Raw genomic sequence first — 16,258 nt, forward strand, 5'->3', positions numbered from 1 at the left:
CGAAGAAGGCCACCCCTGACGGGGTGGCCTTCTTTCGTTTTCTGCCGGCAGTGCGCGTGCTCAGGACCGCTTCTGCATCGCGTCGCGGAACTGCAGCATCACCGGCGCCGCCTCGGCCGCCGTGCGCCCCGGGAACAGCGCCAGCGCGAGGCTGCCGTGGTCGGCCCAGCCGCACACACCGCTCGATTCGCCGGCCGCGCCGGTCACGCCGCAGCGCAGGTCGCCGCCGAGGTCACCCGCGGGGTAATCGGTGACGCCGGTGACCTCACCGGAGTCGTCCTTGAGCAGGCCGAAGACCGTGTTCAGGTCCGCGCCCGGCGTCCAGATCAGGGCGGTGCCGCCGGCCAGCAGGACACTGCGGTCCGCGTCCGCCGGGTCGGTGTAGATGACGCCGACCGTCTGGTCGAGCTGGGCCTCCGCCGCCAGGGCGTTGCGCAGGTACTCGGCCGTCGTGCGGGCGTCCTCGCCGTCGTCGCGGCGGAAGCCGGCCACCTGGTCCGGGGGCGTGAGGGTGGCGTCCTTCTGGCCGGCGATCCGCAGCCCAGCCGTGCCCAGGACCGCCGCGCCGGCCAAGCCCACCACGGCCAGGCAGCCGAGGACGATGAGCCGGCGCCGCGACGGGCGCCCGTCCGAGGTGTCGTCCGGTTCGGCAGGGTCCTCGGGGGTCATCACCATCTCGATGGGAGACGTCGGTGCGGGGTGCTCGCCCGTGCGGTCCGTCATCGTGCTCCGTCCGTTCCGGCAGCCGTCCGCGCGAGCATAGCCCGGTTATCCACAGGCGGACGGTGCGATGGCAGGCGTGCCGTCCCACCTCCGTAGACTCGCAGGGTGACCGATGCACGCGAGAGCCGTACCCCGACCCTGTCCGCTCAGTACCAGCCCGGCGAGGTTGAGCAGCGACGGTACGAGCACTGGGTATCGGCCGGCTATTTCGAGGCCGACGAGGCCAGTGAGCGGCCGCCGTTCGCCATCGTCATCCCCCCGCCGAACGTGACCGGGTCGCTGCACGTGGGCCACGCCCTCGACCACACCATCCAGGACGCCCTCGTGCGCCGTAAGCGCATGCAGGGCTTCGAGACGCTGTGGCTGCCCGGCATGGACCACGCCGGCATCGCCACGCAGAACGTGGTGGAGCGCAAGCTGGCCGAGCAGGGCCTCAGCCGCCACGACCTGGGCCGGGAGAAGTTCGTCGAGCGGGTCTGGGAGTGGAAGGCCGAGTCCGGCGGCGCCATCCTCGGCCAGATGCGCCGGCTCGGCGACTCCGTCGCCTGGAGCCGCGAGCGCTTCACCATGGACGAGGGCCTGTCCCGCGCCGTCCAGACGATCTTCAAGCGGCTGTACGACGACGGCCTCATCTACCGCGCCGAGCGCATCATCAACTGGTGCCCGCGCTGCCTCACGGCGCTGTCCGACATCGAGGTGGAGCACACCGACGACGAGGGCGAGCTCGTCTCGATCCGGTACGGCGAGGGCGACAACTCGATCGTCGTGGCCACCACCCGGGCCGAGACCATGCTCGGCGACACCGCGGTGGCCGTGCACCCCGACGACGAGCGGTACCGGCACCTCATCGGCACCGAGGTCGAGCTGCCGCTCACCGGCCGGCGCATCCCGATCGTCGCCGACGAGCACGTCGACCCCGCCTTCGGCACCGGCGCCGTCAAGGTGACCCCGGCGCACGACCCGAACGACTTCGAGATCGGCCAACGGCACGGGCTGCCCAGCCTCACCGTCATGGACGAGCGCGCCGTCATCACCGTGCCCGGGCCGTTCGAGGGCCTCGACCGCTACGAGGCCCGGCCCGCCATCGTCGCCGCGCTGCGCGAGCAGGGGCGCATCGTCGCCGAGAAGCGGCCCTACCAGCACTCCGTCGGGCACTGCTCGCGGTGCAAGACGACCGTCGAGCCGCGGCTGTCGCTGCAGTGGTTCGTCAAGACCGGGCCGCTCGCCCAGGCCGCCGGCGACGCCGTGCGCGACGGTCGGGTCGCCATCGAGCCCGTCGAGCTGTCGAAGCGGTACTTCGGCTGGGTCGACAACATGCACGACTGGTGCATCTCCCGCCAGCTGTGGTGGGGCCACCGCATCCCGGTCTGGTACGGGCCGGGCGGCGAGGTCGTCTGCGTCGGGCCCGACGAGCAGCCGCCCGCCGGCGAGGGCTGGCGCCAGGACGACGACGTGCTCGACACGTGGTTCTCGTCCGCGCTGTGGCCGTTCTCGACGCTCGGCTGGCCCGACGAGACCGCCGACCTGGCGAGGTTCTACCCGACCAGCGTGCTGGTCACCGGCTACGACATCCTTTTCTTCTGGGTCGCCCGGATGATGATGTTCGGCCTGTACGCGATGGACGGCAAGCAGCCGTTCGACGTGGTCGCCCTGCACGGCATGGTGCGCGACCAGTACGGCAAGAAGATGTCCAAGTCGTTCGGCAACGTCGTCGACCCGCTCGACTGGATCGAGCGCTTCGGCGCCGACGCCACCCGGTTCACCCTCGCCCGCGGCGCCAACCCCGGCTCCGACGTGCCGATCAGCGAGGAGTGGTGCCAGGGCTCGCGCAACTTCTGCAACAAGCTCTGGAACGCCACCCGCTTCGCGCTGATGAACGGCGCCACCGTCGAGGGCGAGCTGCCCGCGTCCGCCGACCTGTCCACGGTGGACCGGTGGATCTTGTCGCGGCTGCAGCACGTGGTTGCCGAGGCCGACGCCCTGTTCGACTCCTACGAGTTCGGCAAGGTCTGCGACCTGCTCTACCACTTCGCGTGGGACGACGTCTGCGACTGGTACGTCGAGCTCAGCAAGCCGATGCTGGCGGCGGGCGGCGAGGCGGCCGACCGCACCCGCCGCGTGCTCGGCCACATCCTCGACCAGCTGCTGCGCCTGCTGCACCCGGTCGTCCCGTTCGTCACCGAGGAGCTGTGGATCGCGCTGACCGGCGCCGAGACGGTCGTGCGCGCCCCGTGGCCGGCCGTCGACGGCGCCCGCATCGACGCCGGCGCCGAGGCCGAGCTGGCGAACGTGCAGCGGGTCGTCACCGAGGTCCGCCGGTTCCGTTCCGACCAGGGCCTGCGCCCCGGTCAGCGGGTCGTCGCGCGGATCGCCGGCCTGCCAGGCGTCGGCATCGCCGACCACGAGCCGCTGATCCGCTCGCTCGCCCGGCTCGACGACGCCGGCGATGACTTCGCCGCGAGCGCCAGCCTGGCCATCGCGGGCGGGGTCACCGTCGAACTCGACACGCGCGGCACCATCGACGTCGCCGCCGAGCGCGCCCGGCTGGAGAAGGACCGCGCCGCCGCCGAGAAGGAGGCCGCGCAGTGCCGCGGCAAGCTCGGCAACGACGCGTTCGTCGGCAAGGCGCCCGACCACGTCGTCGCGAAGATCAAGGATCGGCTCGCCGCGGCCGAGGCCGACCTCGCCCGCATCGAGGCCGCCCTCGCCGCCCTGCCGGCGGCGTCATGAGCGAGTACGACGAGGTGTCCGCCGCGCTGGAACAGCGCGGCTTCACCCGGATGGTGTTCGAGATCGAGCGCATCCGCACCCTGCTCGACGCGCTCGGCACCCCGCAGCGGTCGTACCCGTCGATCCACCTGACCGGCACCAACGGCAAGACGTCGACGGCCCGCATGATCGACGGCCTGCTGCGGGCCCACGGGCTGCACACCGGCCGGTACACGAGCCCGCACCTGGAGACCGTCCGCGAACGCATCAGCCTCGACGGCGAGCCGATCAGCGAGGAGAAGTTCGTCGACGTGTACCGCGAGGTCGCGCCCGTCGCCGACCTCGTGGACGCCCGCTTCCCCGAGCCGCTCACCTACTTCGACATGACCACCGCGCTGGCGTTCTCGGCGTTCGCCGACGCGCCCGTCGACGTCGGCGTCATCGAGGTCGGGCTCGGCGGCGCCGAGGACGCCACCAACGTCATCGAGGCCGGCGTCGCCGTCATCACCCCGATCGGGCTCGACCACACCGAGTGGCTCGGCGAGACGATCGAGGAGATCGCCTGGGCCAAGGCCGGCATCATCCACAAGGGAGCCACGGTCATCACGGCCGCCCAGCCCGACGAGGCCCTGCGCCCCCTGATGGAACGCGTCGCGGACGTCGGCGGCACCCTGGCCCGCGAGGGCAGCGAGTTCGGCGTCATGCGCCGCACCCAGGCCGTCGGCGGCCAGGTGCTCAGCCTGCAGGGCCTCGGCGCCGTGTACGAGGACGTGTTCCTGCCGCTGTTCGGCGCCCACCAGGCGCAGAACGCGGCGGTCGCGCTCGCCGCCGTCGAGGCGTTCCTCGGCGCCGGCGCCACCCGCGCGCTCGACCCCGAGGTGGTGCGCGAGGGCTTCGCCGACGTCAGCACCCCCGGCCGGCTCGAACGCGTCCGCAGCGCCCCGACGATCCTGCTCGACGGCGCCCACAACCCGCACGGCATGGCCGCCACCGTCCAGGCGCTGGAGGAGGAGTTCGCCTTCCGGCACCTCGTGGCGGTCGTCGCCGTGCTGGCCGACAAGGACGCGCGCGGCGTCCTCGAACTCCTCGAACCCGTCGCCGACGAACTCGTCGTCACCCGCAACAGCTCCGCCCGCGCCATGCCCGTCGACGAGCTGGCGGAGATCGCCGTCGACATCTTCGGCGAGGGCCGCGTGCACACGGCCGCCACCATGCCCGACGCCATCGAGGAGGCCGTCAACCTCGCCGAGGGCGACCTGGGCGGGGAGCTGTCCGGCGTGGCCGTCGTGGTGACCGGGTCGGTGGTCACGGTCGCGGACGCCCGGAAGCTGCTCAAGCGATGACGACCCCCGACCCCGACGGCGAACCGCTCCGCGGCGCCGCCTCCACCGATCCGGCGCGCGGCAGCGGGTCGGTGCCGCCTGCTCCGGGTTCGGTGGGCGGTGCGGTGCCGCGTGCGGGGGAATCCGTACGTGGTGGCGGCTCGGCGCCTGGCGCCGGAGGTCGGGACGGCGGTTCCGCGCCTGGTGCCGGGGGTCGGGGCGGCGGCTCCGCGCCTGGTGCTGGGGATCGGGACGCCGGCGTGTCGGTGCCGGCCGCCGGTGGCGGACCGGACGGCCCCGACGTGGCTTCGCCCGACGACGTCGGCGACGGGCCCGCCGGTACCGGTGGGAAGCCGTCCGGGTTGCGGAATCCGGCTGCCGCCGTGCGGGGACTCGGGGCGGGCACCCTGATCATCGAGGCCGTGGTGCTGCTGCTCGCCATCCAGCCGATCCGGCTCATGGGTGGTCAGCTCAGCGGCGCCGGGGTCGCCGTCGTCGTGGCGCTCGCCGTGTGGGCGGTCGTCGTGTCCGGGCTGATGAAGCGGTCGTGGGCGTGGCACGCCGGCACCGTGCTGCAGGTGTGCCTGCTGCTGTCCGGCTTCCTGCACTGGTCGCTGGGCGCGCTCGGCGTCATCTTCGCCGCCACGTGGGGGTACGCCACCTACGTGCGGCGCACCATCCTCGGCTGAGCGCTAGTCCACGGCCCGCCACTGGCTGATGGCGACGCTGTGGCCGTCCGGGTCGTCCAGGCTGGCGGCCCACAACTCCAGCCGCTCGCCGCGGTTGACGATGCGCGGGCCGTGCGTGAATTGCGCGCCCTTGCCGACCAGTTCCGCGTGCATGGCCTGCACGTCGCCCACCTCGAGGTTCAGGTGCACCGGCCGCGCCTGCACACCCGACACGTCGGTGACCGTGCGCAGCACCAGCCGGGTGTCGCCCGACGCGAGGACGGCGTTGCCGCGGCCGTTGTCGATCTCGTGGAAGCCGAGCAGGTCCCGGTAGAACTTCCGCGACCGGTCGAGGTCCGTCACCAGCACCGTCATGCCGATGCCGTGAATGGCGCCGGCGGGTCCGGGGCGGGCGCTCGGGTACGCGGTGATGAGCTCGTGGAGCCGCGCCGGGGCGTCGTCCTCCGCGTCGTCCGCATCGTCGGTGCTGCCGGGCGGTGGGACGGCGGCGGTTCCCACGGCGGCACCGGCGGCCGCCCCACCAGCGGCGGCGGCCGCGGCGGCAGGCGCTGCGGCGGTACCGGCGGCGGTATCGGCGGTGCCAGGAGTGGCGGTGCCAGGAGTGGCGGTGGTGTCTGCGGCGGCAGAGCCGGTGGCACTATCCGCGGCGGTGGAGCCGGCGGTGCTGTCAGCGGGCGCAGAGCCGGCGGCGGCGTCCGTGGCGGTAGGGCCGGCGGAATCGCCTCCGGCGGTAGAGCCGGTGGCAGCGTCCGCGGCGGCAGGTCCCGTGTCGGTGTCCGCAGTGGCAGGGCCGGCGGCGGTAGGCCCGGCGGCGGCAGGAGTAGCGGTGGCGGGATCGGTGGCGGGGCCGGTCGCTGAGCCGGCGGTCGTGTCAGCAGGGCTGGTGGCCTCGGCGGCAGCGGCGCCCGCGACGGCGCCCGCCGCGGCAGCAGCAGCGGTCCCGGCGGCCGTGGCGCCGGCGGTCGTGGGACCCGTCGTGATGGGTGCGGCCGCGGGGTCCGACGCCCGTCCGTCGGGGTCCGTGTCCTCGGGTTCGTCCCCGTCGGCGTGGCCGCCCGCCGTCGTCTGGGTCGGCGCGTCGGGTCGGGTGCCGGACAGCGCGGGTTCGGCCTGGTTGTCGGCCGGCGGGGGTTCCTGGTTCGTGGCAGTGACCTTGTCCGGGGCGGGGCGGCGGTTCGCCGGGTCGGACAGGTTCGTGCCGTTGACGCCGTTCTTCACCGGGGGGCGGGGGTCATCAATATCGGGGATCACCGGGCGGGGCGACGGGATGCGGGGCGTCGTCGCGGCGGATGGCGCGGTCGGGGGTGCGGGCGTCGGGGGTTCCGCCGAGGCGGGGGTGTGCTGGGTGGGGATGGAACCGGCTGCCGGGCGGGCGGGCCTGCCATCGGCGGAGGACGCGGCGGGGGAGGAGGTCGGGGCGGCGTCGCCGTCGTGCGGCGGGCGGGAGTCGGCGTCGTCGGCGCGGGTCGATCCCGCGACACCGCCGGCAGCGGCCCCCGCTGCGGCGCCCGCCGCGGCGGCGGCGGAAGTCCGGCCCCGGGCCGGCGCGTCGCCGTCCGTGTCGGAGGCGTCGTCGAGGGGGAGGTCCACCTCGGGGTCCCGGTCGGCGGCGGGCGGAGCGTCGGGACCGTCCGACGGCGGGGGTGCCGCAGCGGCCTGCGCGTCGGGGGAGTCGGCCGGAGGGTCCGAGGTCGGGCCGGAGCCCATCGGGATCGGACCCGTGCTCGGCGGTGGCGTGTCGTCCGGGCGGGGGCGGGGGGTCGGGCGGCGGCGCTGCTGGGGTGGGGTGTCGGTGACCAGGTGCGGCGCGAGCGGCGGCGGCTCGGTGGTGGACGGCTCCACCAGCGTGCCCTCGAGGACGTAGTGGCCCGGCGTACCCCCGGGGGTGTCCTCGCGGACCGCGACCGAGCCCGGGCCCTGCGGGTCCTGGTCCTCGGCGGACGCCGCCCAGCGGTGGCGGTCGCGCTGGGTGGTCCACGGGTGCACCTCGGTGTCGGCCAGGTACTGGTCGGCGGTGAAGGGCTGCGGTTCCGCGTACTGCTCGGCGTCCTCGGCGGCGGCCGCCTCCGCGTGGGTCATGATGTCGTCCCACTGGATTCTGACCCGGCGCATGTCGTCGATGGCGACCAGGACGGGCAGGGTGGCGCCCGGGTCCGGCCACTTCGCGACCGGGACGCGCGGGTCGCGGACCGTGACCGCGGCGGCGGGCAGGCCGACGGCGCTGACCAGGATCGACAGTTCGGCGCGGCCGAACGCGACGCCCGCCGGGGGTTCGGAGACGGCGCGCACGTGGGCGGTGCCGGCGACCCAGGCGCGGGCGCCGCGGCGGGTCACGTTGACCATGGCGAGGCCGATCGCGAGCAGGAGCAGGGCGCCGCCGAACGCGACGATCGCCCATGTGCCGTTGCCGAGGCCGAACAGCATGACGAACGCGGCGATCGCGCCGACGATCGCCGCCAGCAGCTTGCGGACCGGGGCGATGGAGCGCCGGCTCGGGTTCACCACAGTGGAACCTCCTGGGGGGATTAACCCAAAGGCTAGGCCGCCGGTACGACCGAACGGAAGAGCGGCGTAGCCGGGGCGATTTCCGGCATGTCGGTGGTTGCCGAACGGACGTCGGCGTCTGCCGATAGGCTGCGGGCGTAGCGGCCGCACCCCGAAGGGATCAGACCCGTGTCCGACAGCCCCGCAGAGCGCACCCTCGTCCTCATCAAGCCCGACGCGCTGCGCCGCGGCCTGCTCGGCGAGATCATCGGGCGGTTCGAGCGCAAGGGGCTGACGATCGAGTCGCTGGTGGTGCGCACGATGGACGCCGCGCTGGCCGACGCGCACTACGCGGAGCACGTCGACAAGGCGTTCTACCCGCCGCTGAAGACGTTCATGACCGGCGGGCCGCTGGCCGCGCTGATCCTGTCGGGCGACTCGGCGATCGAGGTCGTGCGGTCGATCGTCGGCGCCACCGACGGGCGCAAGGCGGCCGCCGGCACGATCCGGGGCGACCTGTCGCTGTCGAACCGGGAGAACCTGGTGCACGCGTCCGACTCGCCGGACAGCGCCAAGCGCGAGATCGCGCTCTGGTTCCCGGAGCTCTGAGAAACGTCGGACCCGGGCGCTAGCGTCCGGTCATGAACTGGACCGCGTTCCGGGCCCAGGCGCCCGAGCTCGCCACCCTCGCCGACGAGTGGATCGCCGACGCGCACGTGCTGCTGCTGGGCACGCTGCGCGCCGACGGGTCGCCGCGCATCAGCGCCGTGGAGTGCGACGTCTCCGGCGACGACCTGTGCATCGGCATGATCTGGCAGTCCACGAAGGCGCTCGACCTGGAGCGCGACCCCCGGCTCACCGTGCACAGCCTGCCGCCGGGCCGGGAGAACACGCGCGGCGACCTGAAGCTCTACGGGCGGGCGCGGGCCCTGGAGGCGCCGGAGAAGCGGGCGTACGAGGCGGTCATGCAGGCGCGGCTCGACTGGGCGCCGTCGGAGCCGTACCACGCGTTCGCGGTGGACGTGACCAGCGCGGGGCTGGTCGTCTTCGAGGGCGGCGGGCAGTCGGTGCTGAGCTGGCGCGCCGGAAATCCAGTCCGGCGCCGGGTGCGCGACAACATCGCGTGACCTGACGGCCACCTGCGGCCGATAGGCCTGACGGGCATCCCCAGTCGAGGAGGATTCCCGATGGATCGTCGTACCCTGCTGACCGCCGGCGCCGGTGGCCTGCTGACCGCCGCGCTGCCCGCCGACGGCGTGCTGGCGGCGCCCGCGTGGCGGCCCGCCGGCCGGCCCGCCCTCACCCACGGCGTGCAGAGCGGTGACGTGTCCGCGCACTCCGCCGTGGTGTGGGCGCGCGCCGACCGGCCCGGCCGGCTGCGGGTCGAGGTGAGCCGCCGGCCGGACTTCCGCCGCGCCCGCGTGGTCACCGGCCCCGTGGTGACGCCCGCGTCCGACCTGACCGGCAAGCTGCGGCTGCGCGACCTGCCGCCCGGCGAGGACCTGTACTACCGGGTCCGGGTGGAGTCGCTCGACCGGCACGGCCTGCTCAGCGAGCCCGTGGTCGGCCGGCTGCGCACCGCGCCGGTGCGGCGCGCCGACGTGCGGTTCGTGTGGACGGGCGACGTCGCCGGGCAGGGCTGGGGCATCGACCCGGCGTTCGGCGGCATGAGCATCTTCGCGGCGATGCGGGCCCGGCGGCCCGACTTCCTGCTGCACAGCGGCGACACCGTGTACGCCGACGGCCCGCTGCCGGAGACCGTCACGCTGCCCGACGGCCGGGTGTGGCGCAACCTCGTGACGCCCGAGAAGGCGAAGGTGGCCGAGACGCTCACCGAGTACCGCGGCCAGTACGCGTACAACCTGCTCGACCCGGCGTACCGGGACTTCGCCGCGCACGTGCCGCAGGTGAACCAGTGGGACGACCACGAGGTCACCAATAACTGGTACCCGGGGGAGATCCTCACCGACGACCGGTACACGGAGAAGCGGGTGGACGTGCTCGCGGCCCGGGCCCGGCAGGCGTTCCACGAGTGGCTGCCGACGGGTCGCGCGCCGCTGTACCGGCGGCTGTCGTACGGGCCGCGGCTCGACGTGTTCGTGCTGGACATGCGCACCTACAAGGACGTCAACGACGGCAACGTGTACGCCGACCCCGGCCGTGGCCTGCTGGGCCGGCAGCAGCGGGAGTGGCTGATCCGCGGGCTGCGCGACAGCCGGGCGACGTGGAAGGTGATCGCCGCGGACCTGCCGCTGGGCATCGTGGTGCCGGACGGCCCGGCCGCCCAGGAGGGCGTGGCGAACGGCGATCCCGGCGCCCCGAAGGGCCGCGAGCTGGAGTTCGCCACGGTCCTGCGGGCCGCGCACCGGGCCGGCGTGACGGGCATCGTGTTCCTGACCGCCGACGTGCACTACACGGCCGCCCACCACTACGACCCGGCCCGGGCGGCGGTGCAGGACTTCACCCCGTTCTGGGAGTTCGTGTCCGGTCCGGCGCACGCGGGCGCGTTCGGCCCGAACGCGATGGACGCCACGTTCGGCCCGCGGGTGGAGTTCGTCAACGCCCCGCCCGCCGCGAACACCTCCCCGGCGGCCGGGTTCCAGCACTTCGGCGAGGTGAACGTCGACGGCGCGTCCGGGGCGCTGACCGTCGACCTGCGCGACCGGGCCGGCCGGGCGCTGTGGTCGACGACCCTGGCGGCGCCGGGCCGGTAATGCGCGTGAGGGAATCCGATGAGGGCCGGTATCGTTGTCCCAGCAGGCGACGAACCGGCCATCACCGGGGAGCCTCCGGAAGAACGGGTGACAACCCCAGTAGAACCGGGCGGGACCGGCCCGCGCAGCACGCCGGCGAACGAAGCGGGCGGTCGATCGGCCGTCAAGCGAGGTGGTACCGCGGGCCGTGAGGCTCGTCCTCGCAGTGTCCCTGACCTGCGACGACGGAAGCGATCACCGATGGCCTACCCCCTGCACACCGACGCGTCGGGTGTCCCGGCGAGCCCCGACCTGCCCGCCGTCGAGCGGGCGGTCCTCGACCACTGGACCGCCGACAAGACGTTCGAGGCGTCCGTCGAGCAGCGCCCCGCCGGCGACGAGGGCAGCAACGAGTACGTCTTCTACGACGGCCCGCCGTTCGCCAACGGCCTGCCGCACTACGGCCACCTGTTCACCGGGTACGTGAAGGACCTGGTGCCGCGCTACCAGACGATGCGCGGCCGGCGGGTGGAGCGCCGCTTCGGCTGGGACTGCCACGGCCTGCCCGCCGAGGTGGAGGCGGAGAAGCAGCTCGGCATCACCACCAAGGCGGAGATCGTCAAGCTGGGCGTGGCCGCGTTCAACGACGCCTGCCGCACGTCGGTGCTGAAGTACACCCAGGACTGGGAGCGCTACGTCAACCGGCAGGCGCGCTGGGTCGACTTCGGCAACGACTACAAGACCCTCGACACCGACTACATGGAGTCGGTGATGTGGGCGTTCCGCACGCTGCACGACAAGGGCCTGGTGTACGAGGGCTTCCGGGTGCTCGCGTACTGCTGGCGGTGCGAGACGCCGCTGAGCAACACCGAGACGCGCATGGACGACGTGTACCGCGACCGGCAGGACCCCACCCTGACGGTGTGGTTCCAGCTGGACACGGGCGAGAAGGTCGGCGTCTGGACCACCACCCCGTGGACGCTGCCGTCGAACCTGGCGCTGGCCGTGGGCCCCGACATCGAGTACGCGGTGCTGGAGAAGGACGGCCAGAAGCACATCGTCGGCGAGGCGCGCGTCGGCGCGTACGCCAAGGAGCTGGAGGGTTACGAGCAGGTCGGCACCGTGCGCGGCAGCGAGCTGGTCGGGCGGCGCTACACCCCGCTGTACGACTTCCTCGTCGAGCACGCGGGCGACAACGCGTACCAGGTGCTGGGGGCGGACTTCGTCACCACCGAGGACGGCACCGGGGTCGTGCACCTGGCGCCCGCGTTCGGCGAGGACGACCAGACCGTCTGCAACGCCGCCGGCATCCCCACGATCGTCACCGTGGACGACCACACCCGGTTCACCGCGCTGGTGCCGCCGTACCAGGGTGAGCAGGTCTTCGACGTCAACAAGAGCGTGATCCGCGAGCTCAAGGAGCGCGGGGTCGTGCTGCGGCAGGACACCTACACGCACGCGTACCCGCACTGCTGGCGCTGCTCGACGCCGCTGGTCTACAAGGCCGTGTCGTCGTGGTTCGTGGCGGTCACCCGGTTCCGCGACCGCATGGTCGAGCTGAACCAGGAGATCACCTGGACGCCGGCGCACGTCAAGGACGGCTCGTTCGGCAAGTGGCTGGCGGGCGCCCGCGACTGGTCGATCTCCCGGAACCGGTTCTGGGGCTCGCCGATCCCGGTGTGGAAGTCCGACGACCCGAACTACCCGCGCGTCGACGTGTACGGCTCCCTCGCGGAGCTGGAGCGCGACTTCGGGGTGGCCGTCACCGACCTGCACCGGCCGTTCGTCGACGAGCTGACCCGGCCCAACCCGGACGACCCGACCGGGAAGTCGACGATGCGCCGGGTGCCGGAGGTGCTGGACTGCTGGTTCGAGTCGGGCTCGATGCCGTTCGCCCAGGTGCACTACCCGTTCGAGAACAAGGACTGGTTCGAGCACCACTACCCGGGCGACTTCATCGTCGAGTACATCGCGCAGACCCGCGGCTGGTTCTACACGATGCACGTGCTGGCCACGGCGCTGTTCGACCGGCCCGCGTTCCGCAACTGCGTCAGCCACGGCATCCTGCTCGGCGCCGACGGCGCCAAGATGTCCAAGAGCCTGCGCAACTACCCCGACGTGTACGGGGTGTTCGACTCGCACGGCTCCGACGCCATGCGCTGGATGCTGATGTCGTCGCCGGTGCTGCGCGGCGGCGACGCCCCTGTGACGGAGCCGGCGATCCGCGACGCCGTGCGCCAGGTGCTGCTGCCGCTGTGGAACGTCTGGTACTTCTTCAGCCTGTACGCCAACGCCTCCGGCCACACCGCCCGGTTCCGGACGGACTCGGCGCACCTGCTCGACCGGTACGTGCTGGCCAAGACGCGCGAGCTGGTCGCCGACACCACCCGGCAGCTCGACGAGTACGACATCTCGGGCGCGTGCGCGTCGGTGCGCTCGTTCCTCGACGCGCTGACCAACTGGTACGTGCGCCGGTCCCGCGACCGGTTCTGGGCGGGCGACGCCGACGCGTTCGACACCCTCGCCACCGTGCTGGAGACGCTCTGCCGGGTGATGGCGCCGCTCGCGCCGCTCACCGCGGAGGAGATCTGGCGCGGCCTGACCGGCGAGCGGTCGGTGCACCTCACCGACTGGCCGTCCGCCGACGGGTACCCGGCCGACCACGACCTGGTGGCGTCCATGGACGCGGTCCGCGACGTCTGCTCGGCGGCGCTGTCGCTGCGCAAGGCCCGCGCGCTGCGCGTCCGGCTGCCGCTGTCGACGCTGACCGTGGCGACCGACCGGGCGGCGGCGCTGCGGCCGTTCGCCGACCTGGTCGCCGACGAGGTCAACGTGAAGGAGGTCGTGTTCACCGACGCCGTCGCCGACTATTGCCGGCAGGTGCTCACCGTCGTCCCGCGGGCGCTCGGCCCGCGCGTCGGCGGCCAGGTGCAGCAGGTGATCAAGGCCGTCAAGAGCGGCGACTGGTCGCTCGTGGACGGCGCCCCGGTCGCGGCCGGCGTGACGCTGCAGGAGGGCGAGTACGAGCTGAAGCTCGTCGCCGCCGACCCGGAGCAGTCCGCGCCGCTGCCCGGCGGCGAGGGCGTCGTCGTGCTCGACACCGCGGTCACGCCCGAGCTGGCCGCCGAGGGCCTCGCCCGCGACGTCGTCCGCGTCGTGCAGCAGGCCCGCCGCGAGGCCGGGCTCGACGTGTCCGACCGGGTGTCGGTGGCGCTCGCCGCGTCCGGTGCGGTCACCGACGCGGTGCGCGCGCACCGCGACTTCGTGGCCCGCGAGGTGCTCGCCGAGGCGATCACCTTCGACGACGGCGTGGCCGGGTTCACCGGCGAGGCCGGCGAGGGCGAGCCGGTCACGGTGGCGGTCATCGCCGTCTGATCCGGTGTGACGCCCACCGCGTCACTTCCGTGCGAGGGGGCGGTGTCCGCTACGGTGACACCGCCCCCTCGTCATGCACCGGAACGCCGGAGGACCTGTGCCGCTGCTCTACACGATCGGTCAATGGACCGTCGGCAACACCATGAAGCTCGGCTGGCGGCCCACCGTCGAGGGCCTGGAGAACGTCCCGGCGACCGGGGGCGCCATCCTCGCCGGCAACCACCTGTCCGTCGCCGACGAGCTGTTCCTCGGCTCCGTCGTGCCCCGGCACATCGCGTTCTGGGCCAAGTCGGAGTACTTCAAGGGCTCCGGCGTCGGCGGCCGGCTCACCCGCGCGCTCATGCACGGCCTCGGCTGCATCCCCGTCGAGCGGGCCGGCGGGCGGGCTGCGCTGGCCGCGTTCGACGGCGCCGTCCCGGTGCTCAAGGCCGGCGACCTGGTCGCGGTCTACCCCGAGGGCACCCGCTCGCCCGACGGCCGGCTCTACCGCGGCCGCACCGGCGCCGCCCGGCTCGCCGTCGCCGCCGGGGTGCCGCTCATCCCGGTCGGCGTCCTCGGCACCGAGAAGGTGCAGCCCATCGGCCAGCCGTACCCGAAGCCGTTCACCGGCAAGGTCACCGTCCGGTTCGGCAAGCCGATCGAGACCACCGGCCGCGGCGACGACCGCACCGCCCTGCGCGAACTCACCGACGAGCTGATGGCCGAGATCCAGAAGCTCACCGGCCAGGAGTACGTGCCGCGGTACGCCCCGCCGCGCGGCGCCACCCCGCCCGCCGCCTAGGGGGTGCCGCGGGCGGCCTCCTGCTCCACCACCGCGTCGACGTCACCGAGCCGGTCCAGGCCGCGCAGCGGCTGGCGCATCCGGTGGTTGCCCTCGAACGCGGCGGCGTTGCGGGACAGGAACGCCCAGTACCCCGCCGTGTACGGGCACGCGTGGTCGCCCAGGCGCACCTTCGGGTCGTACCGGCAGCCGCCGCAGTAGTCGCTCATCCGGTTGATGTACGCGCCGCCCGCCGCGTACGGCTTCGTGCTCATCCGGCCCGCGTCGGCGAACTGGCTCATCCCGATCACGTTCGCCGTCATCACCCACTCGTAGCCGTCGACGAAGCAGCGGTGGAACCAGTCCGACAGCTCGTCCGGCCGCCAGCCCCGCTGCAGCGCGTAGTTGCCCAGCACCATCAGCCGCGGGATGTGGTGCACCCAGCCGCGGTCGCGCACCCCGGCCAGCACGTCCGCCAGGCAGCGCGCGTCGACGTGGTCGGCGTCGAGGTTCGCGAACCAGTCCGGCAGCGACGACCGGGCGCCCAGCCGGTTCTCGCCCCGGTACTCCGGTTCGAAGTACCAGTACAGGTGCCAGACGAAGTCGCGCCAGCCGATCAGCTGCCGCACGAAACCCTCCACGCTCGCCAGCGGCGCCGCCCCGGACCGGTACGCGTCCTCCGCGGCGTGCACCGCCTCCAGCGGGTCCAGCAGACCCAGGTTGATCGGCGCCGACAGCATGCTGTGCGCCATGAACGGGTCGCCGGCCAGCATCGCGTCCTCGTACGGGCCGAACACCGGCAGCCGGTGCCGCACGAAGTGCCGCAGCCGGGCCAGCGCCTCCCGCCGGGTGGCCGGGAACAGCCGCGGCCCGTCCCGGCCCACGAACTCGATGCCGTCGTCGCGCGCCCAGCGGTCCAGGTCCTCGCGCACCTGCGCGTCCACGTCGTCCTCGCGGATCGCCGGGGGCGGCGGCACCGCCAGCTTGTCCGCGCCGCGCGGCGGCGGCTGCCGGTTGTCGTGGTCCAGGTTCCAGGTGCCGCCCGCCGGCTCCGCGCCGTCCATCAGCACGTCGTGCCGGCGGCGCGCGTCCCGGTAGAAGTCCTCCAGCCGCAGCCCGCGCCGCCCGCCCGCCCACGCCGTGAAGTCCGCCGGCGCCGTCACGAAGCCGCGCGGCGGCAGCACCTCCGCGGCCAGCCGGTGCGCCAGGTCCCGGGCCCGCCGCGACGTCGGATGACACACCGACACCGGCTCGCCCAGCCCGCGCACCGCCTCGCCGTACGTCTCGGCCCGCACGAACACCGCCCGGTCGCCCAGCTCCGCCGCCCGGTGCCGCAGTGCCGACAGCACCAGGTGCGCCTTCTGCCGGTGGAAGCGCCGGCGGCGGAACACCGCCTTCGACTCCACCAGCAGCACCGGCTGCCGCGGCCCGTCGAGGAAGTGCGGACCCAGCTGGTCCGCGAACAGCCAGCGCCGCATCATCCTGCCAGGATGCCCGCCGGCG

The 16,258-nt window shown here is 73.6% G+C and carries 11 protein-coding genes; 8 read left to right on the forward strand and 3 right to left on the reverse strand.

All coding sequences use genetic code 11. The features are described from left to right. Nucleotides 1-60: 60 nt before the first annotated feature. Nucleotides 61-723, reverse strand: a complete 663-nt coding sequence (locus tag Sya03_RS26635) for a hypothetical protein (RefSeq protein ID WP_203941172.1) — start codon at nt 721-723, stop codon at nt 61-63. Nucleotides 724-828: 105 nt separating this feature from the next. Between Sya03_RS26635 and Sya03_RS26640 the strand changes: the two genes are divergently transcribed. The 3 genes from Sya03_RS26640 (at nt 829) to Sya03_RS31345 (ending at nt 5,443) form a co-directional block, all read left to right on the forward strand. Then, a complete protein-coding gene (locus tag Sya03_RS26640; RefSeq protein WP_203941173.1) occupies nt 829-3,453 on the forward strand; it encodes a valine--tRNA ligase in 2,625 nt (874 codons plus the stop codon). Next, entirely contained in the window at nt 3,450-4,775 is a 1,326-nt protein-coding gene (locus Sya03_RS26645; protein ID WP_203941174.1) for a bifunctional folylpolyglutamate synthase/dihydrofolate synthase, read from the forward strand. Before Sya03_RS26640 ends, Sya03_RS26645 begins: the two co-directional genes overlap by 4 nt. Before the next feature lie 239 nt (nt 4,776-5,014). Then, nucleotides 5,015-5,443: a DUF4233 domain-containing protein gene (locus Sya03_RS31345; protein WP_370871984.1), complete on the forward strand. Its 429-nt coding sequence runs from the start codon at nt 5,015-5,017 to the stop codon at nt 5,441-5,443. Nucleotides 5,444-5,446: 3 nt separating this feature from the next. On the opposite strand, the gene Sya03_RS26655 is transcribed toward Sya03_RS31345, so the two are convergent. After that, on the reverse strand, nt 5,447-7,948 hold the full coding sequence (locus Sya03_RS26655) for a VOC family protein (RefSeq protein WP_203941176.1): 2,502 nt from the start codon (nt 7,946-7,948) through the stop codon (nt 5,447-5,449). Nucleotides 7,949-8,116: 168 nt separating this feature from the next. On the opposite strand from Sya03_RS26655, the gene ndk reads away from it, so the two are divergent. The 5 genes from ndk to Sya03_RS26680 all read left to right on the forward strand — a co-directional run bounded on the left by ndk (nt 8,117) and on the right by Sya03_RS26680 (nt 14,776). Beyond that, a complete protein-coding gene (ndk, locus tag Sya03_RS26660) occupies nt 8,117-8,536 on the forward strand; it encodes a nucleoside-diphosphate kinase (protein WP_203941177.1) in 420 nt (139 codons plus the stop codon). Between the two features lie 32 nt (nt 8,537-8,568). Next, entirely contained in the window at nt 8,569-9,054 is a 486-nt protein-coding gene (locus Sya03_RS26665) for a pyridoxamine 5'-phosphate oxidase family protein (protein WP_203941178.1), read from the forward strand. A gap of 60 nt (nt 9,055-9,114) precedes the next feature. Continuing rightward, entirely contained in the window at nt 9,115-10,641 is a 1,527-nt protein-coding gene (locus Sya03_RS26670) for an alkaline phosphatase D family protein (RefSeq protein ID WP_203941179.1), read from the forward strand. Between the two features lie 240 nt (nt 10,642-10,881). Then, nucleotides 10,882-13,995, forward strand: a complete 3,114-nt coding sequence (gene ileS, locus Sya03_RS26675) for an isoleucine--tRNA ligase (protein ID WP_203941180.1) — start codon at nt 10,882-10,884, stop codon at nt 13,993-13,995. Between the two features lie 97 nt (nt 13,996-14,092). Continuing rightward, a complete protein-coding gene (locus Sya03_RS26680) occupies nt 14,093-14,776 on the forward strand; it encodes a lysophospholipid acyltransferase family protein (protein WP_203941181.1) in 684 nt (227 codons plus the stop codon). Here the strand turns inward: Sya03_RS26680 and Sya03_RS26685 are convergent. Further along, nucleotides 14,773-16,236: a cryptochrome/photolyase family protein gene (locus Sya03_RS26685; RefSeq protein ID WP_203941182.1), complete on the reverse strand. Its 1,464-nt coding sequence runs from the start codon at nt 16,234-16,236 to the stop codon at nt 14,773-14,775. The genes Sya03_RS26680 and Sya03_RS26685 overlap by 4 nt on opposite strands. Nucleotides 16,237-16,258 lie beyond the last annotated feature (22 nt).

Origin of the sequence: Spirilliplanes yamanashiensis, from assembly GCF_016863475.1 — a bacterium.
Lineage (GTDB): Bacteria > Actinomycetota > Actinomycetes > Mycobacteriales > Micromonosporaceae > Spirilliplanes > Spirilliplanes yamanashiensis.

Coding starts and splice junctions, on each gene's coding strand:
- Sya03_RS26635 (WP_203941172.1), bottom strand. CDS start 723: ATGACGGACCGCACGGGCGAGCACCCCGCACCGACGTCTCCCATCGAG.
- Sya03_RS26645 (WP_203941174.1), top strand. CDS start 3,450: ATGAGCGAGTACGACGAGGTGTCCGCCGCGCTGGAACAGCGCGGCTTC.
- Sya03_RS26665 (WP_203941178.1), top strand. CDS start 8,569: ATGAACTGGACCGCGTTCCGGGCCCAGGCGCCCGAGCTCGCCACCCTC.
- Sya03_RS26670 (WP_203941179.1), top strand. CDS start 9,115: ATGGATCGTCGTACCCTGCTGACCGCCGGCGCCGGTGGCCTGCTGACC.
- ileS (WP_203941180.1), top strand. CDS start 10,882: ATGGCCTACCCCCTGCACACCGACGCGTCGGGTGTCCCGGCGAGCCCC.
- Sya03_RS26685 (WP_203941182.1), bottom strand. CDS start 16,236: ATGATGCGGCGCTGGCTGTTCGCGGACCAGCTGGGTCCGCACTTCCTC.